At 67.4% G+C, this 22,843-nt stretch carries 21 protein-coding genes and 1 tRNA gene; 18 read left to right on the forward strand and 4 right to left on the reverse strand.

What is annotated here, in order from left to right; all coding sequences use genetic code 11:
• The first annotated feature begins 24 nt into the window (after positions 1-24).
• Positions 25-546 (forward strand): hypothetical protein, encoded by a 522-nt coding sequence (locus ACZZ9K_RS16470; protein WP_071244988.1) that lies wholly within the window; start codon positions 25-27, stop codon positions 544-546.
• Between the two features lie 96 nt (positions 547-642).
• On the opposite strand, the gene ACZZ9K_RS16475 is transcribed toward ACZZ9K_RS16470, so the two are convergent.
• A complete protein-coding gene (locus ACZZ9K_RS16475; RefSeq protein ID WP_463444612.1) occupies positions 643-2,790 on the reverse strand; it encodes a RecQ family ATP-dependent DNA helicase in 2,148 nt (715 codons plus the stop codon).
• A gap of 75 nt (positions 2,791-2,865) precedes the next feature.
• Positions 2,866-4,341, reverse strand: coding sequence for a hypothetical protein (locus ACZZ9K_RS16480; protein WP_463444613.1), 1,476 nt, complete (start codon positions 4,339-4,341; stop codon positions 2,866-2,868).
• 344 nt (positions 4,342-4,685) lie between these two features.
• On the opposite strand from ACZZ9K_RS16480, the gene ACZZ9K_RS16485 reads away from it, so the two are divergent.
• From ACZZ9K_RS16485 to ACZZ9K_RS16505, 5 genes are all read left to right on the forward strand, one after another.
• Positions 4,686-5,243, forward strand: coding sequence for an endonuclease/exonuclease/phosphatase family protein (locus ACZZ9K_RS16485; protein ID WP_463444614.1), 558 nt, complete (start codon positions 4,686-4,688; stop codon positions 5,241-5,243).
• Positions 5,240-5,821, forward strand: a complete 582-nt coding sequence (locus ACZZ9K_RS16490; protein WP_463444615.1) for a hypothetical protein — start codon at positions 5,240-5,242, stop codon at positions 5,819-5,821. Before ACZZ9K_RS16485 ends, ACZZ9K_RS16490 begins: the two co-directional genes overlap by 4 nt.
• A 137-nt stretch (positions 5,822-5,958) precedes the next feature.
• Positions 5,959-6,032: transfer RNA gene (locus tag ACZZ9K_RS16495), tRNA-Pro, on the forward strand.
• A 269-nt stretch (positions 6,033-6,301) separates the two neighbouring features.
• Positions 6,302-6,907: a hypothetical protein gene (locus ACZZ9K_RS16500; protein ID WP_463444616.1), complete on the forward strand. Its 606-nt coding sequence runs from the start codon at positions 6,302-6,304 to the stop codon at positions 6,905-6,907.
• Between the two features lie 179 nt (positions 6,908-7,086).
• On the forward strand, positions 7,087-9,546 hold the full coding sequence (locus ACZZ9K_RS16505; protein ID WP_463444617.1) for a GH32 C-terminal domain-containing protein: 2,460 nt from the start codon (positions 7,087-7,089) through the stop codon (positions 9,544-9,546).
• Between the two features lie 61 nt (positions 9,547-9,607).
• Here ACZZ9K_RS16505 and ACZZ9K_RS16510 read toward each other — a convergent pair whose 3' ends face one another.
• Both ACZZ9K_RS16510 and ACZZ9K_RS16515 read right to left on the reverse strand, forming a co-directional pair.
• The gene (locus ACZZ9K_RS16510) at positions 9,608-11,080 is read right to left on the reverse strand and encodes a glycoside hydrolase family 32 protein (protein ID WP_071293201.1); all 1,473 of its coding nucleotides are present in this window, start codon (positions 11,078-11,080) and stop codon (positions 9,608-9,610) included.
• Complete coding sequence (locus ACZZ9K_RS16515; protein ID WP_456796170.1) at positions 11,081-12,130, reverse strand: LacI family DNA-binding transcriptional regulator; 1,050 nt, start codon at positions 12,128-12,130, stop codon at positions 11,081-11,083.
• Between the two features lie 137 nt (positions 12,131-12,267).
• Between ACZZ9K_RS16515 and ACZZ9K_RS16520 the strand changes: the two genes are divergently transcribed.
• The 12 genes from ACZZ9K_RS16520 to ACZZ9K_RS16575 all read left to right on the forward strand — a co-directional run bounded on the left by ACZZ9K_RS16520 (position 12,268) and on the right by ACZZ9K_RS16575 (position 22,656).
• Positions 12,268-13,674, forward strand: coding sequence for an ABC transporter substrate-binding protein (locus ACZZ9K_RS16520; protein WP_463444618.1), 1,407 nt, complete (start codon positions 12,268-12,270; stop codon positions 13,672-13,674).
• Entirely contained in the window at positions 13,674-14,621 is a 948-nt protein-coding gene (locus ACZZ9K_RS16525) for a carbohydrate ABC transporter permease (protein WP_456796168.1), read from the forward strand. The genes ACZZ9K_RS16520 and ACZZ9K_RS16525 overlap by 1 nt, the downstream gene beginning before the upstream one ends.
• Positions 14,618-15,526: a carbohydrate ABC transporter permease gene (locus tag ACZZ9K_RS16530; protein ID WP_083402920.1), complete on the forward strand. Its 909-nt coding sequence runs from the start codon at positions 14,618-14,620 to the stop codon at positions 15,524-15,526. Before ACZZ9K_RS16525 ends, ACZZ9K_RS16530 begins: the two co-directional genes overlap by 4 nt.
• A complete protein-coding gene (locus tag ACZZ9K_RS16535) occupies positions 15,523-16,953 on the forward strand; it encodes a glycoside hydrolase family 32 protein (protein ID WP_463444619.1) in 1,431 nt (476 codons plus the stop codon). The genes ACZZ9K_RS16530 and ACZZ9K_RS16535 overlap by 4 nt, the downstream gene beginning before the upstream one ends.
• Before the next feature lie 50 nt (positions 16,954-17,003).
• Positions 17,004-17,912 carry a carbohydrate kinase family protein gene (locus tag ACZZ9K_RS16540; protein WP_456796166.1) on the forward strand — a complete coding sequence of 303 codons (909 nt, stop codon included), beginning with the start codon at positions 17,004-17,006 and terminating at the stop codon, positions 17,910-17,912.
• 56 nt (positions 17,913-17,968) lie between these two features.
• On the forward strand, positions 17,969-18,730 hold the full coding sequence (gene tatC / locus ACZZ9K_RS16545) for a twin-arginine translocase subunit TatC (protein WP_071293195.1): 762 nt from the start codon (positions 17,969-17,971) through the stop codon (positions 18,728-18,730).
• Positions 18,731-18,765: 35 nt separating this feature from the next.
• Positions 18,766-18,978, forward strand: a complete 213-nt coding sequence (locus ACZZ9K_RS16550) for a twin-arginine translocase TatA/TatE family subunit (protein ID WP_071293194.1) — start codon at positions 18,766-18,768, stop codon at positions 18,976-18,978.
• A gap of 32 nt (positions 18,979-19,010) precedes the next feature.
• The gene (locus ACZZ9K_RS16555) at positions 19,011-19,337 is read left to right on the forward strand and encodes a Sec-independent protein translocase family protein (RefSeq protein WP_456796165.1); all 327 of its coding nucleotides are present in this window, start codon (positions 19,011-19,013) and stop codon (positions 19,335-19,337) included.
• The gene (locus tag ACZZ9K_RS16560) at positions 19,327-20,916 is read left to right on the forward strand and encodes a glycoside hydrolase family 32 protein (RefSeq protein WP_071293193.1); all 1,590 of its coding nucleotides are present in this window, start codon (positions 19,327-19,329) and stop codon (positions 20,914-20,916) included. Before ACZZ9K_RS16555 ends, ACZZ9K_RS16560 begins: the two co-directional genes overlap by 11 nt.
• 201 nt (positions 20,917-21,117) lie before the next feature.
• Positions 21,118-21,381 carry a hypothetical protein gene (locus ACZZ9K_RS16565; RefSeq protein ID WP_463444620.1) on the forward strand — a complete coding sequence of 88 codons (264 nt, stop codon included), beginning with the start codon at positions 21,118-21,120 and terminating at the stop codon, positions 21,379-21,381.
• Between the two features lie 102 nt (positions 21,382-21,483).
• Positions 21,484-21,885, forward strand: a complete 402-nt coding sequence (locus ACZZ9K_RS16570; RefSeq protein WP_396290734.1) for an NUDIX domain-containing protein — start codon at positions 21,484-21,486, stop codon at positions 21,883-21,885.
• A 264-nt stretch (positions 21,886-22,149) separates the two neighbouring features.
• Positions 22,150-22,656: a hypothetical protein gene (locus ACZZ9K_RS16575; protein WP_463444621.1), complete on the forward strand. Its 507-nt coding sequence runs from the start codon at positions 22,150-22,152 to the stop codon at positions 22,654-22,656.
• The last annotated feature ends 187 nt before the right edge of the window (positions 22,657-22,843 follow it).

Below are 22,843 nucleotides of genomic sequence, written 5' to 3' on the forward strand. Positions count from 1 at the left end.
GCCGGGATGGGGCACGATGTACTGGTGACGCAGCAGAACGACGGACTCGGTGTGCTCGCCGACCGCGTGTGGTGCCGTCTGCGGCTCGACCGCTTGGCCGGAGGCCGACAGTCCGGGTACGTGATCCGCGAGGACATGCTCGGACACCCCGACACCGTCCGCTCGTTCCGGTGGATCCGGTGGCTGCTCGTCGCGGAGACCGTCGTCGGGCTCACCGCCATCGTGGTCGCCGTGCTGCTGACCCGCGCGGGGGAGTCCCTGTCGTGGGCGGTGTGGTTCCGGTCCACCGTGGTGCTGCTCATCACCCTGACGCTCTACGTGTTCGCCTGGCGGGCGCAGCTCGGGTACTACTGGGCGTACCAGCGGCTGCGGTTGTTCAGCCGGATCTTCCCGATCGTGACGCTGATCGTCGCGGCGATCCCCGGGCTCTACCCGTTCTGGATGGTCATCGAGCAGATCCTGTTCTCGGTGCTCATGGTCGGCATCGGCGACGTGCTGACGAGCGACCACATGCGGGCGACGTTCCCGAAGCCCGCCCGGCGCTGAGGCGCCCGTCGGCCGGCGTCGGACCGGATCTGCGACAGAACACGAGTCGATCGACGCGTGGAGTGTCGCAACGGTGGTGCGAGACCAGCGCCCGGGCTACGCGACCGTGGCCAGGGCGAACGGGAGCACGGCGGAGGCCCCGGCGCGCCGGAGCTCCCGGCCGGCCACGGTCATCGTCCACCGGCTGTCGACCAGGTCGTCCACGAGCAGCACCGGGCCCTCGTGCGCCTGCAGGGCGGTGGCGAGCGACGGATCGACCACGAAGGTGTCCCACACGCCGGACAGTCGGTAGGCGCTGTTCGTCGCACCGTCGCCGCGAGCGGTCCCGCCGGCGCGGCCGAGCGTGCCGAGGAACTGCAGCCGACCGATCGTGGACAGCGCCTGGGCGAGGGACCCCACGAGCTCGGGACGTGACCGCGAGGACATCGCCACGACGCCGGTCGGCCGGGTCTCCCACGGCCAGTCCTTGAGCGCCCGGACGCAACCGTCGACGAGCTCGCGCGAGATCGGGGCATCGGGGGTGGACGGCGAGAACAGCGCACGCAGTTGGCCGCCCCAGCCGAGGTCGGTCAGACGCGCCACCGCACGGCCGGGCTGCACGAGCTCGTCCGCGCCGATCTTGCCCCGCACCGAGACCCCGAGCGACGACATCCCCGAGGGCCACTGGGCACGCGGAGCGATCTCGACGCCGACCTTGTCGAGTGCGGCTGCTGCCCCGGACGAGTCGGTGTCGGACACGGCGGTCGGGAACCAGGCCCCGGCGCAGTTGTCGCACCGGCCGCAGGGCTCGGCCGAGGGGTCGTCGAGGTCCTGCTGCAACAGCTGCATGCGGCAGGCCGAGGTGGACTCGTAGTCGAGCATCGACGCTGCCTCGGCAGCGCGGGCAGCTGCGACCCGCTCGTACCGGGGTGCGTCGTACTCCCACGGCTGCCCGGTCGACACCCAGCCCCCGGTGACACGTCGGACGGCGCCGTCGACGTCGAGCACCTTGAGCAGGAGTTCGAGGGTGGAACGCTTGATGTCGACCAGGCCCTCGAGCGCCACGGTCGACATCGCGGTGTCGGTGGACAGGGCGCCGAGCACGGCGGCGGCACGGGCCTCGGTCGGCATCGAGGCGCTGGCGAAGTACTGCCAGATCTCGCGGTCCTCACGCCCGGGCAGGAGCAGGACGTCGGCGTTGTCGGTCGCACGACCCGCACGACCGATCTGCTGGTAGTAGGCGACGGGCGACGAGGGAGCCCCGACGTGCACGACGAACCCGAGGTCGGGCTTGTCGAACCCCATGCCGAGCGCACTCGTGGCGACCAGGGCCTTCAGCTCGTTGCCCTTGAGCTGCTGCTCGAGCTGTTCGCGCTCGTCGGTGTCGGTGCGCCCCGTGTAGGCACGGACGGCGTACCCGTTGTCGCGCAGCAGCCGTGCGATGTCCTCGGCCGCCGAGACGGTGAGCGTGTAGATGATGCCGCTGCCGGGCAGGTCGCCGAGGTGTGCGAGGAGCCAGCCGAGCCGCTGCCGGGCATCGGGCAGCGTCAGCACGCCGAGGCGCAGGGACTTGCGAGCCAGGGACCCGCGGATCGTGAACACCGGGTCGGCCGGACCGGCGGTGAGCTGTTCGGCGACGTCCTCGACCACGCGCTCGTTCGCCGTCGCCGTGGTCGCGAGGACCGGCACCCCGTGCGGGAGCGACCGGATCAGCTCGGCGAGCCGCCGGTAGTCCGGCCGGAAGTCGTGGCCCCAGTCGGAGATGCAGTGCGCTTCGTCGACGACGAGCATGCCCATCCGAGCGATCAGGGTCGGCATCTGCTCGTCGCGGAACTTCGGGTTGTTCAGTCGCTCGGGGGAGACCAGGAGCACGTCGACCTCGTCACGGGCGAGGGCGGCCTGGGTCTCGCCCCACTCGTGGGCGTTCGCGGAGTTGATCGACACCGCACGGACACCGGCCCGCGCGGCGGCGGCGACCTGGTCGCGCATCAGGGCGAGCAGCGGCGACACCAGGACGGTCGGGCCGCCCCCGCGTCGGCGCAGCAGCAGCGTCGCGAGGAAGTACACCGCGGACTTGCCCCACCCGGTGCGCTGCACGACCAGGGCACGCTGCCGGTGCTCGACCAGCGCCGAGATGGCCTCGAGCTGGCCGGGGTGGAACACCGCGTCGGGGCGCCCCGTGAGCGCAGCAAGCGCCTGCTGCGCCTCGGCAGCGATGTCCGCAGAAGGCGAGACGACAGACGGAGCGGCGGTGGGGGTGTCCATGCCCCCATGCTGTCAGCACCGACCGACGAAACCCGACCCGCGCCTCCAGACTGTGGACAACGCGACGGCGCGCGCTTACTGGTACGTGACCAACGACGGCGTCGGCTGCACGTCCTGCATGGTCTGCGCGGGCGTCAGCATGGGCGTGTCCTCGTCATAGAAGTTCTTCCAGCCCCAGTGCAGCCCCTCCGGCGCGCCCTGGTGCAGTGCCTTCCACGTCGCCTGCTTGTCCGGTTGCGACCCCTGCCCGTCGACGTGCACGAGCATGTCGAGCTCCGGGTGGGTCCGCAGTGCGGAGCGGTCCTGGATCATCGACAGCCGGAACTGGTGCAGCACCAGGGCCTTCGGCGGCAGCCCCTCCTTCTTCACCAGTGCAGCCAGCCACGAGGAGACCTCGTTCACCTCGGACGCCGAGACGCTGCCGATCTGCTGCAGGGGCACCTGGTCCTTCGTCAGCCGCCACTCCGGGTCGAGCGCCAGCCAGACGCCCGGCTTCTTCAGCAGCGACTCGTACTTCTTGGCCTGCGACAGGAAGTCCGACCGCCCCGGCTGCAGGTCGATGATGACCGGCATGTCCGCATCGTGCGCGGCCTCGACGTAGGGCTCGAGCGTCGACACCGGCAGCTCCGTCGAGTAGTCGCCGTCGGCTCCGGCGTCCCCGGCGGCGACGGTCGCGATGACCTCCATCGCGGGCGTCACGAGCTCGTCGGACTCGGCCCGGTACGGCTTCGCGACCTGCTCGGCACGCTGCACGGTCTCCTTCGGCCCCTGCTCGCCGAGCACGCCCAGCGCCGGCGCCCCCGGAGCCCCGTACAGCGCGACGTACCGGTGCCCGTCGAACGGCCGCTGGCCGCCGTTCCGCAGCTGGAACCCGCCCTCGGCAGCCCGGACCGTCCACTCCGGATCCGGCAGGGCGTCGAACGCCGCGCCGACCAGGACGGTCGGGTGCTTCGCCCGCTCGTGCAGCGCCGTCACCACGTCGGGTGCGGCAGCCGGGTCGGTCACGCCCTCCGGCATGGTCACGACGCGGGCGCCGGCGGCCTTCGCGGTCGCCACGGCAGCAGCGTCCGCACTCGCGTCCGCCACCACCACCGTCGCCTGCCGGGAGGCCCGGGTCGACTCCGGCGCGTCACCGCCGTCCGGTGCCTGCCGCTGTTCGACGTCCGTATCGACCGACACGTCGCCCTCGGCCTGGTACCAGTCGGCACCGAGCCGGTCGAGCTCGCGGGCGACGGCGGCGCTCGTGTTCTTGGTCGTCAGCAGCACCGGGACGTGAGCGCTCGCCGCAGCCTTCGCCGCACCACGGATCCCGTCGGTGTCGCCGGCCCGGGCGACGACCGCTCCGGGAGCACTCGCGAACAGGGCCTTGCTGACGCGGACGGACCGGGCTGCGGCGTCCGAGGCATCGGCCACCGTGACGGTGTCGGCCGAGGCCTTGGCCAGGGTCGGGCGGCTGGTGTCCGGTCCGCTCGACGTGCACCCGGCGGCTCCGAGCAGCAGCCCGGAGACCGCGATCGCGATCAGGAAACGAGGGGTGGAACGAGAACGCATCGAGCCACCATACGAGCCAGACGGAGAGGTCCCTGGGAATCCGACGGGTGTCGTCTCGTAGAAGGGAGGCATGCCCCACCACCCCGACGACCGCCCGCTCATCGGACCGGTCCGGTCGCCCGAGGTGCACTGCATGACGCTCAACGTGCGTCGCCGCGTGCCGCGACCGCCGACACACCCGGACGCCTGGGATCGTCGCCGCGACGCCGTGGTCGCGCTCGTCACGTCCGAAGCGCCCACCGTCCTCGCCGTCGAGGAGGCCCTGCCCACGCAGGCAGACGACCTGACGTCCGGCCTCGGGTCGGGTTGGGAGCCCGTCCTGGCCGGGCGAGGAGCGCACGGCGGTGGCGAACAGGTCGGCCTGTTCCTCGACCGCTCCCGCCTCGACGTCGTCGAGCGCCGCACCTGGGCGCTCTCCCGCACGCCCCACCGCCCCGGCTCGCGGTCGTGGGCCACGTCCTTCCCCCGGCACGCCGTCGGAGCCGTGGTCGACGACCGCGAGACGGGCATCAGGTTCCTGGCGATCGCCACCCACCTCGACGTCGCCCTCGCCGTGGGCCCGACTCCGCTCCGCCGAACTGCTCGGCCGGATCGTCCGGCAGCGCGGCCTGCCCGCCGTGGTCATGGCCGACTGGAACAGCCCCGCCGGTTCCGCACCATGGCGAGCCCTGGCGGAGGCGGGTGTCGAGGACAGCTGGGGGCGGGCCTCCAGGCAGGTGGGTGAGCCCTACGGGACGTACCCGCACTACGGGAGTCCGCGCGTCGGCGGCCGGCGGATCGACGGCGTGCTCGTGACGTCCGAGGCGGAGGTGGACCGCGTCGCGGTCGACGTGCGGCGGCCGGGCGGCGTGTGGCCGTCCGACCACGCCGCCGTGCACGCGGTCGTGCGGTGGGCGTCGTGATCGCGACGCTCGGACCGACGTTCCTGCGGCCGCGGTTCCTGGTGGCCGACGTGGTGCGGGCGCTGACGCTCGTGAGCGTCGTCGTGGCGAGTGTCGGGTGGGGTGGGACGGCGTTCCCGGTCATGGCGCTGGCGCTGCTCGGGGTCGTGGTGCCACGGATGCTCGGGCTGCGGCCGGCCTTCGACGTGGCGGTGTGCGTGCTCGTGCTCGTCGCCGGGTGGTCGAGCGTGCTCGAGTGGTACACGACCGTGTTCCTGTGGGACAAGTTCATGCACGTCGTGCTGACGGGGCTGCTCGCGGCGGTGCTCTACGTCATCGGTGCCGATCTGCGGGCGGTACCGGCCCCGCACGCCGAGCGCCGGGTGGTCGTCGCGGTGCTCGGGCTGTGTGCGGGACTCGCGGTCGGGGCGGTCTGGGAGATGGGGGAGTGGCTCGGGCACAACTTCGTCGACTCGAAGATCTTCGTCGGGTACGACGACACGATCGGGGACCTGGCTGCGGACGGGTCCGGCGGGTTGCTCGTCGGGCTCGGGTTGCCGTGGCTGGCGGCGCGGCGCGAGGTGGTGCGGCCGGGCTGAGCGTGTCGTTCGGGTCGCGTTGCTCCGACTCGCCGTGGCACGAAGGGGGTCTGACGTCCGCTATGCTGGACCGGTCGCTCGCGCTCCGGTCGGACGTGGGCGAGGATCCTCCGGGATCCTGAGTTCTCCGGAACTCGCGGGCTGTGGCGCAGCTTGGTAGCGCACTTGACTGGGGGTCAAGGGGTCGCAGGTTCAAATCCTGTCAGCCCGACCGAAGGCCGGCTCGGACATCGTCCTGAGTCGCCACGACGAAGAAGCCCACCGAGGATCTCGGTGGGCTTCTTCGTCGTCAGTAGCGGTCGTGGGGTCGTACGCATAGGGCTCCCTCACTGCGACGATCAGCGGACCACCCATGTGAGACACGACCGTGGTCGAAGCTGCGTCCGGTTCGAGTCGGTATGGGAGACCGCTGGTGGACCGGCTACCGAGACGGCGGTACGAACGAGCGCCGACACCGCGGCGACGTGCAAGTCTGTCCAGGTGAATCTCGAAGGCCTGCCCCGACTCTCCGCTCCTAATCGGTGGGTCTATGTCGTCGGCAAGATTGTCGTTGAGTCCGTGAGCATGGATGCGCGGCTGCGAGCACTGCTGGCAATCATGCGCGGCCAGGCGGAGCCGGACGCCGCGCTGGAGGCGGCCCCGCCGTGGAACAAGAGCATCACCGACTGCCGGGAGCTTCTTCCCGCCATCGCAGACGACACCACTCGAGCTGCGGTCGCGGCTGTTCTGGGCGAGGCTGACCATGCCTGGAACGAGCGGAACCGGTACGTCCACGACATGCTCGTCGACAAGATCGCAGCAGACGACGATTCTTATCCGACAGTTGTCGGATCGAAAGGCGACGACCAACGGCTGCGAATGAGGCTCGCGCGCGACAAGAAGGGTGGCGCGCCGGCCGCTGAGGTGGTCTCCCTCCATCATGCCGTCGAGCTGGTTGAGCAGATCGTGTCGGCCACCTGGCGTCTGCAAGCTGCGCGGGGCTACCTCCTCGGCCGAACGAACATGTGGCGTCCTCTTCTCTTTGGGCACGTCACCGGAGTCTGGGACGGATCCGTCGAATGGATTTCTGTTGACGACGACGACTGAGGCGTCTCGGTAGCCGATCGGACGCTGCACGAGATGTCGCCTTCGCGTGCGTTATGCCTTGACCAGGTAGCCCGCCGCGTGCAGGATGAATAACTAGGCGGTGCTAATACGTATTAGCTCGATGGTCTTCAGAGAGGAAGGCTCCAAGCGACATGTTTCGACCACTTCAACGCATCAGCGTGATCGCGGCGGCAGCGATATCGGGGGCGCTGGTTCTCGCGACCGTGACCGCGACAGCGAGCTCGGCCGATACCAGCCAGTACCACGAGACGTACCGGCCCCAGTTCCACTACTCACTACCGTCCGGCTGGATCGGGGACCCGAACGGCCTCGTCTACGACGACGGGCTCTACTACCTGTTCAGCTACGGCACGTGGGAGGGAGCAGTGAGCAAAGACCTGGTCCACTGGGAGAACATCCCGGTGAAGGGGCCTGAGCCAGACCCGGGTAGCAACGCGTTCTTCAGCGGGGGAGCGGTTGTCGACAACGGCAACACCAGCGGCTTCGGAACCAAGAAGAACCCAGCCATGGTGGCGTTCTACACCAGCGTCCAGGCCGGAACCGGCATCCAGTCGCAGTCGCTGGCATACAGCACCGATCACGGCCGCACGTGGACGCGGTACGCCGGCAATCCGGTCCTCGACCTCCAGTCGACGAACTTCCGCGACCCGAAGGTGTTCTGGTACGCGCCGAAGAAGGAGTGGGTGATGGCGGTCACCCTCTCCGATCAGTACAAAATCGCCTTCTACACGTCGAAGGACCTGAGGTCGTGGACACACGCCAGCGACTTCGGTCCGCGCGGCGCAACCAGCGGCGTCTGGGAGATGCCCGACCTCTACGCACTGCCCGTGGATGGCAACAAGCGGCAGATGAAGTGGGTGCTCAGCGTCAGTGTCGGCAGCACAGGTGTCCAGTACTTCACCGGGCAGTTCGACGGTACATCGTTCACCCCGGATGGCCCGGCGACCTACACCGCTCCAGCCGGCGCGACAGTGGCCGACTTCGAGTCGGGAACCTACGCGGGCTGGACCGCGACCGGCTCCGCGTTCGGCGCGGCACCCGCAGCCGGCGCCCTCCCTGACCAGCAGGCCGTCGCAGGCTTCCAGGGCAAGTACCTCGTTGACAGCTACAACGGGGGTGACGGAGCAACCGGGACGCTCACCTCGGCACCGTTCACGCTCAACAAAGCGCGCCTGAACTTCCTCGTCGGCGGAGGCAACAACCCCGCTATCCCAGGCTCCGTTCCAGCAGGGACGGTTCCGAGCGGATCTGTCCTCGCTGACTTCGCCGGCCCCACCTACGGTGAGGGTTGGACCGCGACCGGTTCCTTCATCGGCGCCGGGCCGACAAAGGAATCACTGCCGAACCAGATCGGCAGCTCGGTGCTGGACACGTTCACCCCGGATGGGGATGCCGGGACCGGCACGGTCACGTCGCCGACGTTCACCGTCACGAAGCCCTACATCGACCTGCAGATCGCCGGCGGCGACCACCCGTGGGGACAGGCGAACCCCACGGCCGTCAACCTGATCGTTGACGGCAAGGTCGTGCAGTCAGTCACCGGCGACGGCACCGGGACGCTTCGATGGGCAAGCCTCGACGCCACGGCGTACCAAGGCAAGGACGCGCAGATTCAGGTTGTCGACGACAACGACGGCACGGGCGGCTGGGGTCACCTCATGGTTGGGCAGATCATCGCCGCGGACCAGAAAGCCGCTCCCTGGGACACGCAGACCACGGTGAACCTCCTCGTCGACGGGAAGGCTGTTCGCACTGCGACCGGTGCAAACAGCGAGACGCTGGATTGGACGTCGTGGAACATCGCCGACCTGCGCGGCAGGCAAGCGCAGCTCCAGATCGTTGACAACGCCACCGGCGGATGGGGCCACATCCTCGCCGACGGGTTCACGCAGAGCGATGCGCCGGCATTGACCCGGTACCAGCGTGCCAACTGGTTGGACTACGGGGCTGACTTCTACGCGGAGAACACGTGGGAGAACGCCCCCAACGGGGAGCGCATCGCCATCGCCTGGATGAACAACTGGGCGTACGCCTCAAACGTGCCGACGTCCCCATGGCAGGGCGCCGAGACGTTCCCGCGCGCCCTGTCACTGCGGACCATCGATGGGAAGCTCAAGATCGTCGAACAGCCCGTCGACGGTATCGACAAGCTGCACGCGGGTCGTCCTGCGCGGGTGAAGAACGTCTCTGTCGCGAACACGACGACAGCGCTCCCGGTGACAGGCCAGACTCTCGATGTGCAGGCCCACCTCACCGCAGGTTCGGCGAAGACCTTCGGCCTCAACGTGCGAACTGGTGCCGGACAGTACACGCAGGTTGGGTACGACACGAGCACCGGAACGGTGTTCATCGATCGCACCCGCTCTGGGAACGTGGCCTTCAGCAGCGCGTTCGCATCACGCAGCGATGCGCCGCTGCAGTTGACCCGCGGTGGCTTGGATCTACGGATCCTGGTTGACGCCTCTTCGATCGAGGTGTTCGGCGCGAACGGCCAAGTGGTCCTCACCGACCAGATCTTCCCGGACTCGACCAGCACCGGTGTCAGCGCTTTCGCTACGGGTGGTACAGCCCGCGTCGACGACCTCCGAGCCTGGAACCTCAAGTCGATCTGGAAGTAGCGCAACGAACGAAGTGCGCCTGCCCGCGATCCGGGGCAGGCGCACTTCGTCGATGCTGGCGCTAGCGAGTACTGACCGTCAGACGATCAAGGGTGAACGCGCCGTCCTGCGCGAAGACACCGACGCGCCCCGCGGGGCGATCGTAGAGACGCGTGCTCAACGCGACGGCCCCGTCGACGATGGCGACACAGATGTCCCCGTCCAACTGCACCTCGAGGTGATGCGCGCCTGGGGCGAGCTCCACCGGGCGCTCGAGCTCGACGGCGTGCGGAACGTCGCCGAGGATCTGCCACTGCTCGGTGCCAGTGCTGCCGCGCGGCCAGCGGTCCAGCACGAGCCAGTTCCGATCCGGCTCGAAGCGCAGGGCGTAGCCCTCTTCGCCGTCGTCGCTGGTACGCAGGAGTACGCCGAACGACCTGGTGTCTGCGTCGAGTGTCAGGTCCACCGCCAGGAGCGCCTCGGTCGGGAGCTCGGGCCCGACCCAGGACGCGTACCGGGTCGCTGCGCCAGCGCCCACGGTCGCTGCAGCACCGTTGACCGGTTCGAGGTGTGCCGTGAGATCGATCTCCTCGGTGTATGCCGCCTTGATGCCGTCGGGGAGGTCGAACCGCAGCGACCCGTCCGTCCGCTGGTGGGCTTGCAGTGTGGCCATGGTCCCGGCCCACTGCCACGCGCCGCCATCCCGCTGGTCTTCCTTGGACGCGATCCACCCGACGAAGTACCGCTGGTCGTCGAGTGCGACGGTCTTCGCGGCGTAGAAGGCTCGGCCGTCGACGGTGTCATCAGCCGGCGCAAACCATGGGCCGTCCGGTGACTTCGCGATGCGGTAGCGGGTGCAGAACGCGTCGGAGAACTCCGAGTACACGAGGTACCACCACTCGCCCCACTGGAACACGTCAGGGCACTCCTGGGTGATGAAGCGGTGTGGTTCCCAGATGGGGTCAGCGTCTCGCCAGGTGATGAGGTCGTCAGACTCGAGCCGTGCCACGACGCCGGAACGCCGATACGGCTCGTCCGGTCGCCGAGTGGCGAGGAGCATCTGCCAGGGCCGGTCGGCATTGGGACGGAAGACGAAAGGGTCTCGCCAGTCTTCGGGGGAGTAGCCAGCGAGTGCGGGGAAGTCCCACTCGGGATGCTTGGTCCAGTCGGTCAGATCACCGGATGACGTCGCGTGCGCGACAACCTGCGCGTCCTTGAAGCCGCCATCGGGTCCGGTCTTGATACGGGGATTGTGCCCCGTGTAGAACAAGTGCAGCGTTCCCTCCTCATCACGAACAACGCTGCCGGTGTAGCAGTCAAAGTCGCTCGCGTCGGGGCCGCCGGAGGGCAGTACCACGCCCTTGTCGGTGAAGGTGACGAAGTCGGTTGTGGTCACGACCGCCCAGGGCATGCCCGTTGCTCGCTTGAGCGGCGGAGCGTCCGGCCGTTCGTCGAGCAGGTAGAACAACCACGCGGTGCCTTCGTGTTCAAACGGGATGACGTCGCCGACGTAGCCGTTCGGGGGCCGGAAATGGGTGCTGGACGGGAGCGTCATTCAAGTTCCTTCGGGTCGTGGGGCCGCAAGCGAGCTGCGGGCGACGTATTCGCAGGGCACGAGGTGTCGGCCGGGCTGTTCCGCCTCCGCTAGCAGCAGAGTTCCGGCTTCAAAGCCCATCTGCTGGTGCGGCAGCGCGACGGTGGTGAGCGGTGGGTGCATCTGGTCGGCGAGGTCGGGTTGGTCGTCGAAGCCGACGATGCTGATGTCCTCCGGGCATCGCATTCCCAGTGCCTGAGCAGCCATCAGAGCGCCGACCGCCATGCGGTCGTTTCCGCAGATGATCGCCGTCGGACGGATGGCCACGTCGTCGAGGGCCTCGACCGCGAGGTCATAGCCGGATCCCACCTGGAAGGTGCCGAACGTGATCCTGATCTGTGTCGACGGGATGCCCGCGTCGGCGGCGGCGCGCTCGAGTCCGCGCTTTCGTTCTTGGCAGGCGTAGTCGTCCTCAGGGCCGCCGAGGAAGGCGACGGTGGTGTGGCCGGCTGCGAAGACGGCGGCGGCGACGTCGTACCCGCCCTGGTACTCGTCGGCGAGCACGGTGACTGCGGGTGCGTCCTCGGGTGGGAAGCAGTTGACGAAGACCGTTGGGACCGCGTCGAGTCCGGCAACCGGGGTGACGTACTCGGGCCCGGGCGCTGCGTAGACCAGGCCAGCGACTCCTTGCTGAACGAGGTTCTCGACGGCAGCTTTGCCTCCGTCGGACGTCTGCGCGGTCTCGACCACGAAGCACACGTATCCGGCCTCCTGCACGGCCTGCTGCACGCCGAGCACGATGTGACCCGCGTAGGGCTGGGAGACAAGCCGATCGGCGATCACACCAACTGTGTAGGACCGATTCGATCGCAGCGACTGCGCCGCCCGGTTGGGCTGGAAGTTCAGCTCCTTCGCGGCCTCGAGGACACGAGTGCGCGTCTCGGCAGCGATTGAAACGTCCCGGCGATCGTTAAGGACGAACGACACCGTCGGCTGGGACACGCCAGCGTGGCGCGCGACGTCCTTCATGGTGACGCGCTGTGACTGCGTTGTGCGCTTGCGGTTCGCCATTGAGCCTCCTCCGTTGCCATCATCATGCCAGAAGCAAATACGTATTGCGTCCGCTCCGCATGCTGTGTACGCTCGCCCTGCAAATACGTATTGGCCCCGACCTAGCGGGGTCACGATCGCTCAGAGAGGAGCGACCCATGGCGAACGGATTCAGCACCCCGATCGACCGGCGCACGCTGTTCAAGTTCGGTGGCGCGGGACTCGCGCTGGCCGGCATCGGATCGCTGGCGGCTTGCTCGACCACCGGCGGCGGGGGCAGCAGCTCCGGCACGGTGAAGATGCTCTACTTCGGTGAGCAGAGCGCGGCGACGGCCCTGCAGAAGGCCATCGAGCCGAAGATCAAGGCCCTCGACAAGAAGGCGAGTCTGCAGGTCACGGCGATCAACGGGACCGACTGGAACGACTTCCTCGCGAAGGTCCTCACGCAGATCGCCTCGGGTGACGTGCCGGACATCGTCAGCGTGGCAACCGAGGGGCAGCAGCTGCTGGCGTCGAAGAACCTTCTGACGCCTCTCGACGACTACGTGACGAAGAACCTGTCGGACCTGCACAAGTACTTCACCGGCGCCCACCCGGCGCTGCTGGAGTCGACGATGTACCAGGGGCACCTCTACACGCTTCCTGACAGCTTCAACGCGGGCAGCATGTTCTACTCGACCGACCTGTTCGACAAGGCCGGCCTGTCCCACCCGACGAGCAAGTGGTCGATGGACGACTTCCACTCGTCGGCCGAGAGCCTGGCGAAGGTCGGGGGCGGCACGTACGCGTTCGACTGGGTGGTACGGCTCTGGGGCAGCTGGACGTCGTTCCTCTACGCCAACGACGGTAACCTCCTCGAGGAGGGCAAGTACTCCGGCGGTGACTGGCTGTGGAAGAGCAAGGCGTTCTCCGACAACCCGATCAGCGTCTCTGGGCGCAAGGGCGGCTGGAAGTGGGGCGACCCGACGGCGAACTCGGACGCGGCCGTCGAGGCGCTGCAGTACGTCATCGACCTGCAGAAGTCGGGCGCCTCGCCCTCGCCCGATGTCGGCGGTGGCGCAACGCTGCAGGGCCTGATGGCCTCCGGCCGGATCGGCATGACGATCGGCGGCGGCTTCTGGGCCGGCGGTCTCCACAACGCCGGGATGAAGAACGGGAGCTTCGACGTAGTCGAGTTCCCGACGTGGAAGAGCAACAAGTCGCTCTTCGGCGCCGGCGGCTACGGCATCTTCAACTCCTCGAAGAACAAGGACCTCGCGTTCGAGGTCATCAAGGTCATGGTGCAGCCGGAGAGCTTCGACGCCCTCTGGCCCGGCAACGTCACCACTCCGGCGCAGAAGTCGCTGATGACCGCCGACCGGTACAAGACCACCGGGCCGGAGCACTGGTCGGTGTTCTACGACCAGCTCGACAACTCGGTGCCGATCTCCGCACCGCCGTACTACAACGCCCTCGCCACGGCCCTCAACCAGCGCACCACCCAGGCGATTTCCTCCGGGAACGCCAAGAAGGCGCTCGACGGCCTCCAGGCAGACATCGAGAAGGCAGCCTCGCAGGCTTCGTGATGACAGCAGCAACAGAAACACCCATCCGGCGGGCTGCCAAGGTCGCAGCCCGCCGGCCGGCGGCCAAGCGCGCGCGCCGACGTGAGTCCACGTTCGGGTTCCTAATGATCGGGCTCGCGGTGATCTTCGTCGCCGTATTCACCCTCATCCCCATCCTCGCCTCCCTCGGACTCTCATTCACCTCATGGGACGTCATCAGCAGCCCGAAGTGGGTCGGGTTCGACAACTACACGCGGCTCTTCACCGACGGGCCAGTCCTGGCGTCGTTCGGTGTGACCGTGGCTCTCGCGATCGCGATCGTCGTGCTGCAAATCTCGCTCGGCCTGCTCCTGGCGGTGCTGGCGAACAACCGAAAGCACAACACCACGCGTGTGTTCTTCCGTACGTCGTTCTACCTGCCCCTGCTGGCCTCGACGGCGGCGGTGTCGATCTTCATGGGCTACATCTTCGACACGAAGTTCGGCCTCATCAACTACTACCTGAACGAGATCGGACTACCCGGCGCGCACTGGTTGAACGATCCCTTCTGGGCGAAGGTCACGGTCGTGATGGTGGTCGTCTGGCAGCAGGTCGGCTTCACCTTCGTGCTCTTCGTCGCCGCACTGCTCGCGGTACCGGTCGACGTGCAAGAAGCTGCAGCGATCGACGGTGCGGGGCCCTGGCGGACCCTGTTCCGGATCAAGATCCCGCTCATCAGCCCCACGATCCTGTTCGCGACCGTGATCGCGATGATCAACGCAATGCAGCTGTTCGACCAGCCATTCATCATGACCAAGGGCGGCCCCGGCACCGCGACGACGACCGCCACGATCTCCATGTACCAGGCCGGGTTCCAGAACCTGCAGTTCGGGTTCGCCTCCGCCATCGCGATCCTGCTGCTGGTGATCATCGGCATCATCACCGGGATCCAGTTCATCGCCGCACGAAAGCTGGTGTTCTACCAATGACGACCACTGACACCCTCAACCCGCTGCATGCTCCGGAGACGGTCGCGCAGCCCGCCGTCAGTCATATCGTTCGGCGCCGGAAGCCGGTGGCAAAGGTCGGCAGCATCCTCGGCATGATCATCCTGATCATCGCCGCCGTGTTCGCGCTCGGACCGCTGCTCTGGACGCTGACCACATCGCTGCGCACCCCGGCGGAGTCGTTCAACAACCCTCCGCAGTGGTTGCCCCTGTCCTGGGACTTCAGCAACTACGCGGCGGTGTTCAACCAGATTCCGATCGGGCAGTTCTTCGTCAACAGCGTCCTGGTGACACTGCTCATCGTCGTCGGTCAGACCATCACGTGCACCTTGTCCGGGTACGCCTTCGCGATGATCAGCTTCCCGGGGAAGAACACCATCTTCGGGATCTTCCTCGCCACGATGATGGTGCCGATCCAGACGATCATCATCCCGGTGTTCGTCATCCTGAAGGACATGGGGCTGACCGGCTCCATCGCGTCGCTCATCGTCCCTGCGCTCGGCAGTGCGTTCGGCACCTTCCTAATGCGGCAGTACTTCATGCAGATGCCGAAGGAACTCGGGGAGGCGGCCCGCATCGACGGTGCCAGCCAGTTCGGGGTGTTCTGGCACGTGTACTCGCGGATGGCGAGCCCGGCGATCGCGACGCTCGCGATCCTGAACTTCTCCGGCTTCTGGGCCGAGTACTACCGGCCGCTGATCTTCCTCAACCAGCAGGACACGTTCACTCTCCCGCTCGGGCTCGTCGGACTCCAGGGCAACCTCGGCACCGGATCGATCTCCGTCGTGCTCGCCGGCGTCGTGCTCACCATGATCCCGAGCGTCCTGCTGTTCATCTTCGCCCAGCGGTACTTCATTGAAGGCGTCACGGCGGGATCATCCCGATGACCGACCTTCACGCCCTGCCGACAGCACTCCAGGAAGCCGCACTCGCCGTGACCGCAGCCGACCACCACCTCCCGCAGTTCCACGTCCGACTCCCTCGCGGGTATGTCAACGACCCGAACGGCCCGATCGACATCGGCGGGCAGGCGCACCTGTACTTCCAGTCGCGGCCCAAGGTCGACCTCGAGATCCCGGTCGAGTGGGGACACGCCACCAGCGACGACCTGGTGCACTGGACCCTCCACCGCCCCGCCATTGTCCCCGTCCCCGGTGGCGCCGACTCCGGTGGCGCTTGGTCCGGCAACACGGTCCTGCACGACGGGGTCGTCCGCGCCTACTACTCCGGGAAAGTGGATCACAGCCCGTTCCAGTCGGTGCTCCTCGCCGAGTCCACGGACGGCGGGACCACCTACGGCGCCCCCGTGCAGGTCGTCGCAGACCCGTCCACGGACGAGGCGATCACCATGTTCCGCGACCCGTTCGTCTGGCAGACAGACGACGGCTGGTCGATGGCGGTCGGAGCGGCGGCCAGGAACCAGACCGCGTCCGTCCGCCACTACCGATCGACGGACGGCATCAGCTGGACGTACGTCGGCGATCTGGTGTCGATGGCACGCGACACGGTCAACGGCATTGACACCGGTGAGGGGTGGGAGTGCCCGCAGATCCTCACCGTCGACGGCACCGAGATGGCGATCGTGGCGTCCTGGTCCCATGCCGACGGCCCGGGTGACGTCGTCGCGATCCCGCTGACCGGGTCTCCTTCGCCGTTCAAGGTCGACGACGGGCAGCATTTCTACGCGGCTTCCGTGATGCGGACCAGCTCCTGGGGGCCGGTGCTCTTCGGGTGGGTCACAGAGGGCCGGACCGAGCAGTGGACCGAGCAGGCAGGTTGGTCCGGAGCGATCTCCCTGCCGCGCCGGGCGTGGATCACGAACGGTCGACTCGGCACCGAACCCCATCCCGCAATCGACGCCCTCCGCGCCGGCAGCTCGCAGGCTGCGCACGGTGCTCGCATCGGCGCGCAAGCCGAAATCGTGCTGCCTGTCGCCGTCACCGGCTGCATCCGGCTGCGCTTCTCCGAGACCGAATACCTCGACATCACGATCGACGTCGACGCGGGCACGCTCACCATCGACCGGGCACATGCCAGCACAGACCACCGCGCTGACCCGAGCCCCGCGGTGATTCGTGCTCCCTTCGACCGGACCGCGGACCGACCTGCAGTGCGAGTACTGCTTGACGGATCGGTCGTCGAACTGTTCACCAGCGCCGGACGCTCCATCACCACCCGCGTCTACCCGACGCAAGCACCGCCGTGGAGCGTGGAAGCCCCGAACCAAGCGTTGGTGTGGGATCTCGAGCCCACCGTCACGACCATTGCGGCTCCCGCCGCCGACGTCACCGCTGGATCCGCGCGATCTGACTGAGCGGCGCCGACAGGTCCACCGGCACCAACTCGTCCCGATCATCGAAGGAGATGACTGTGCATCGAATCACCGTTGCGGGAGAAGCGCTCGTCGACATCGTCCACGACGACGCCACGCGGGAGATCCCCGGAGGAAGCCCCGCGAACGTCGCCCTCGGTCTCGGACGGCTCGGCGCGCCGGTCGAATTCGCCACATGGCTCGGTGATGACGTGCGCGGCCACCAGATCGCAGATCACCTCGACGCGTCAGAGGTCGGGCTGGTTCCCGGCGTCTTCGGGGCCACGAGAACCCCGGCGGCGACAGTCCGGCTCACTCCCGACGGCCAGCCCACGTACGAGTTCGACATCGAATGGGACCTGCCGCACCTACCGCAAACGCCGCGATGGCTGCACATCGGATCGATCGGCGCATTCCTGCAGCCGGGAGCGGGCAAAGTGCGAGAGCTCGTCCAGCGCACCGCAGCCGCCGGCGGCATCGTCTCGTTCGATCCGAACATCCGGCCCGCGCTCCTCGGAGACGCGGCCGCTGAGCGGGTCTGGTTCGAGCACCTCGCGGCAGAAGCCACTGTGCTGAAACTCTCCGACGAGGACGCCGCCTGGCTCTACCCAGGCGACAGCGTCGACGTCGTCCTCGACCGTCTCCTCGAGCTCGGCGTGACGCTGGCCGTCATCACCACCGGTGCCGCCGGCGCAACGCTTGCGACCACCCGAGAGCGGGTTGCCGTGCCCAGCAAACGCGTCGACGTCGTCGACACGGTCGGCGCCGGAGACACCTACATGGCCACCCTCATCTGGCAACTTCAGGACACCATCGTCACCCTCGATGCCTTGGACTCCAGCGCTTTGGCACGACTCGGCCAGATCAGCGCCAGCGCCGCGGCGATCACAGTGAGCCGTCGTGGTGCGGACCTACCAACCGCTAGTGACGTGCTCGCAGCGCTTGGAGAACCCACCAGATGAGCGCCCCGTCCGTTCCGCGCGGGACGACGCGGCAGAAGCGCCCCGAAGCCGGAACGATGTCACTCGGACAGCACCTCAACGAGCTCCGGAAACGGCTCTTCCGCGCGGTGCTCGCCATCGCAATCTGCGCAGTCATCGGCTGGTTCCTCACACCGTTCGTGCTCGACCAACTCCGCGCACCCGTCACCGAGCTCGCAGACGCCGGCGGCGGTCACACCGCGGAACTGAACTTCCCTGCCATCAGCGGCGCCTTCGACCTGCGCCTTCAAATCACGATCACGATCGCGGTCGTCATCGCCAGCCCCGTTTGGCTGTACCAAGTCTGGGCGTTCATCGTTCCTGCCCTGGTTCGGAAGGAACGGCTCTACGCAATCGGGTTCCTCGGCTCCGCGATCCCGCTCTTCCTCGGCGGATGCTGGTTCGGCTGGTACGTCCTGCCGCACATCGTGCAGATCCTAGGCAGCTTCGTCGCACACCAGGACACCTCGATCGTCGACGCGAAGGCGTACTACGACTTCGCCGTGAAGCTCGTCCTTGCCGTCGGTATCGCGTTCGTCTTGCCGGTGTTCCTCGTCCTGCTCAACTTCGTCGGCGTCCTCACCGCGAAAGCGATCCTCGGTGCCTGGCGCATCGCCGTGCTCTGCATCCTCATCTTCACCGCGCTCGTCACACCATCGGCGGACATCGCATCGATGTTCCTCCTCGCCATTCCGATGGGCGTGCTCTACCTCGCAGCGTGCGCGGTCACTTGGCTGCATGACCGCCGTCTCGCCCGCCGCCTCGCGGCCGCTTCCTCAACCACCCACCCCGTGACGTAGCGTCCGCTTCGCCGCCTGCACACGAAGGACTCATCATGCTCGGCAACCTCACCGGCATCCACCTGCTCATCATCCTCGGCATCGTCGTACTGCTCTTCGGCGCCACCAAGCTGCCCGCCCTGGCAAAGGGGCTCGGGCAGTCGCTCAACATCTTCCGCAGTGAGATCCACGCCGGAGACAACAAGAAGAGCTCCGACCAGGCCAGCGCCCCGGTCGCACACGACGGCACCGTGCCGTCGCACGAGTGAGCTGCTTTTCGGCGAGCTGACGGGTAAGCACCGTGGACGTCGAGAAACTGCTCGTCATCGCCGTCATCGCCGGGTTGTGTCTCGGACCGGCTCGGCTGGCCGCCCACACCAAACAGCTCACCAACTTCCTGCGTCAGCTGCGGGGATGGGCTGACACGACTAAAGCTCAGATCGAGGAGCAGACCGGAGTCGACATCGACTGGTCAGAACTCGACCCGCGCCGTTATGACCCGCGCCGCATCATCCGCGACGCACTCACCCAACCTCCGACACCGCACGAACCCGCCGTTGAACCAACGGTGCTCACCCACACTGCGGAACCAACCAACTCTCGAACCGGAGTCAACGATGACGTCTGAATTCCACCGCCGAGCTCTCTTCCAGGGCGCCGGCATCGGCGCCCTGGCGCTGCTCGCCACCGCCGCGCCCGCTGAAGCCGCCCAGGCTGCCACCGCGGGATCCGCCTCCACATCAGCGACCGCAGCGACATCATTCCGCGCGAAGTACCACATGACCCCGCCGTCGGGATGGCTCTCGGACCCGCAGCGACCGGTCTTCACCCGGGGCGCCTACCAGCTGTACTACCTGCACTCCGACGTCGACAACGGGGACGGCGGGTGGGACCACGTCTCCACCACCGACGGCATCAACTTCACCTTCCAGGGCACCGTCATCCCCCTGCAGACCAACCTGCCCACCTGGACCGGTTGCACCCTGATCGACACGAACAACACCGCCGGCTATGGCGCCGGTGCCGTCATCGCCCTCGCCACCCGACCCACCGGAGGGGTGCGAAAGTACCAGGAGCAGTACCTCTTCTACTCCACCGACGGCGGCTTCACCTTCACCGCCCGACCCAACCCCGTCATCGTCAACACCGACGGACGCACCGCAACCACCGACGCGCAGATCTCCAATGCCGAGTGGTTCCGCGACCCCAAGGTCGCGTGGGACGACGCCCGCAACGAATGGGTCTGTGTCATCGGCCGGCAGCGCTACGCGGCGTTCTACACGTCGAAGAACCTCATCGACTGGACCCTACAGCACAACTTCGACTACCCCGACCACAACCTCGGCGGCATCGAATGCCCCGATCTCTTCCAGATCACAGCAGATGACGGCACCAAGCACTGGGTTCTCAGCGGCAGCATGGACGCCTACAACGAGGGGCTGCCCTGCACGTACGCGTATTGGACCGGCTCCTGGAACGGCACCGCGTACACGGCGGATAACCTCACCCCGCAATGGCTCGACTGGGGATGGGACTGGTACGCGGCAGTCACCTGGCCGGCCAACGAAGCGCCGACAACGAAGCGGTACGGCCTCGGCTGGATGAACAACTGGAAGTACGCCAACCGGCAGGTCCCCACCGACGCATCCGACGGGTACAACGGCCAAAACTCGATCGTCCGCGAGATCACACTCCAGAAGCAGACCGATGGTCATTACACCCTCCTCAGCGCACCGATCGCGGCGCTCAAGGGCACCGCGAAGCGCACCGTGCCGATCGCGAACCAGACCGTCAACGGTTCAGTGGTCTTGCCCTACAACGGCCGCGCGTATGAGATCGAGCTCGACGTCACGTGGACCAACGCCACCAACGTCGGAGTCTCCGTCGGACGCTCGGCGGACGGAGCGCGACACACCAACATCGGCAAGTACGGCAGCGATCTGTACGTGGACAGGGCCCCGTCCGACCGTGCAGGATTCGCATTGGCGCCCTACACGCGGGCTGCAGCGCCCATCGACCCCGCCGCCCGCGCCGTGCACCTTCGCATCCTCGTCGACACGCAGAGCGTTGAGGTGTTCGTCAACGCCGGCTACACGGTCCTGTCCAACCAGGTGAACTTCGACGCCGGCGACACAGGCATCTCGCTGTACTCCGACGGCGGCACCGCAACGTTCTCCAACATCACCATCCGCGAATACGGAAGCTAGCGCGCGCAGGGCGGAAGGCAGCAGCTGCCTTCCGGCCTGCGGCTGCTTCTTCGCTGCCCGCCAGACGATCGGTCACCGGACACCCCACTCGTACACCGCTTCGACCCGTAGTCTCGGCACGTGACAGACCGGTTCTGGCAGCAACGCGATCCGATGGAGGTGCGCAGCCATGATGGGTCGGGGCGAGCGTCTGCCGGGTGGGTGGCCCTCGTACTCGTAGCGCTCTACTCGGCGCTGCTGGCGCTCGTGCTCTCGGTCGGGCTCGTCGGCGTCGCCGCGCTCCCCATCGCCCTCGCCGTGATCGCGCTCGGGTACCGCGGCGTGGTTCGAGGCTGGGTCGCCGGTCGACGAGTTGGCTGGGTGGCGCTCGTCATCGGCGGGGTTGGTCTGCTCCCCGCCCTCTTCGCCTGCCTGTTCGGGATGCTGATCTGCGTGCTCGACGGAGGAGTGATCGCCAGTAGCTGACCATCGAAGCGAGCGAGACTGTCTCGACAGCCGATCGACATTCGGGACCCCTCGACGCCGGGCTGTGGGACACGAACAGGCGTTTCGTGGTGTGCTAGCCGGATGCGCGTCAGATCAGCGGCCGTCGTCATCCGAGACGAGAGCCTGCTCGTCATCGATCGGTTGAAGGACGGTCGGAACTACTGGGTGCTTCCTGGTGGTGGGGTGGAGGAAGGTGAGAGCCTCCGCGAGGCTTGCCGGCGCGAACTGCGCGAGGAGACTGGCCTTGAGGCGATCATCGGTGATCTGCTCGACGTGCCAGTGGATAGCGCCGCTCCAGCGGCCTACTTCGCAGCCCAAGTGCGTCCTGGTCCGTTGGTACTCGGTGGCCCAGAGATCGAACGAGCATCAGAACTGAACCAGTACGTGCCGAGGTGGGTGGAAGTTGCCTTGCTCACCCAAATCCCGTTGGTGCCGGAAACGGCGAGGCAAGCGGTGCAGCTGGTCCTCAAAGCGCGCCGGTAGGGGATCGGCCATCGAGACGGCCAGAGACCGCTGCAGCGGTCGGATCTCATATGCTCCGTGCATGGGGATGAACAAGGACCAGCAGCTCACGGTCATCGGCGGAGCCCTTGTGGCAGTGTTCGCCGGCGTGGGCGTGGGCGTGATCGTCGCGTGGGCGACGGGGTTCATCACCCTCTAGTCGCTCGCTGAGCGATCGGCTGTAGGCGATCGAGACGACACGGTGGTCTGTGCCTCTGGTCTCCGGGCACGACCTAGGGTGAATGGATGTCTTGGGTCTCTGAGGATTCCGGTTCCCTGGCGGTGACTGAGTCCGGCGGGACGCCCGGGCGTCGGACGTTGCTGTCCGTCTTGCCGTTGACGACGGCGTGGGTGGGAGCCGCAGCTGTTGTTGCCGTCCCGATCGCAGGCGTTGTCGTCGGTTCCGTTGTCGAGCGTCGGCCCAGTGGGTTGTCCTTCATCCTGATCATGGTCCCGGTGCTCGTAGGAGCGGCGGCGGCGACATTCGTGTTCGGGCTCGCAGCTGGAGCGTTGGCGGGTCTACCGGATTGGTTCCTGCGTCGACGTCCACTCGGCACGGTCGGCGTCGTCGCGGCCGTTGTGATCCTGACTGTGCTCGTGGCGGGCGCATCGGGCGCCGCGTTTCTGGTGGTGCCGTACTTGGTCCCATGGCCGGTACTGACGCAGGTTTGCGTTGTGGCAGCCGCGACAGCGATCGCGACGCTGGTGGTTGTCGCATCGCACCGCCGACGCGAACGTCGACGACACCAGTAGACGAGCGGCCTCGCTGCTGCCCCTGGTGGGCGGAACGGCGTCCGGAGGCGGATCGGCTACCAGATTTCTCCTTCCGCCCCTGAATTGAAAGTTTGCCCTATCCACTTTTGCGGGCGGGGGCAAGACCTTGCCCCGGGTGGATCCGCTAGCGCACGGCGCTTGGCAGTTCATGCGGTGCGTGCTGCCC

Source organism: Curtobacterium sp. AC268 (assembly GCF_979258745.1).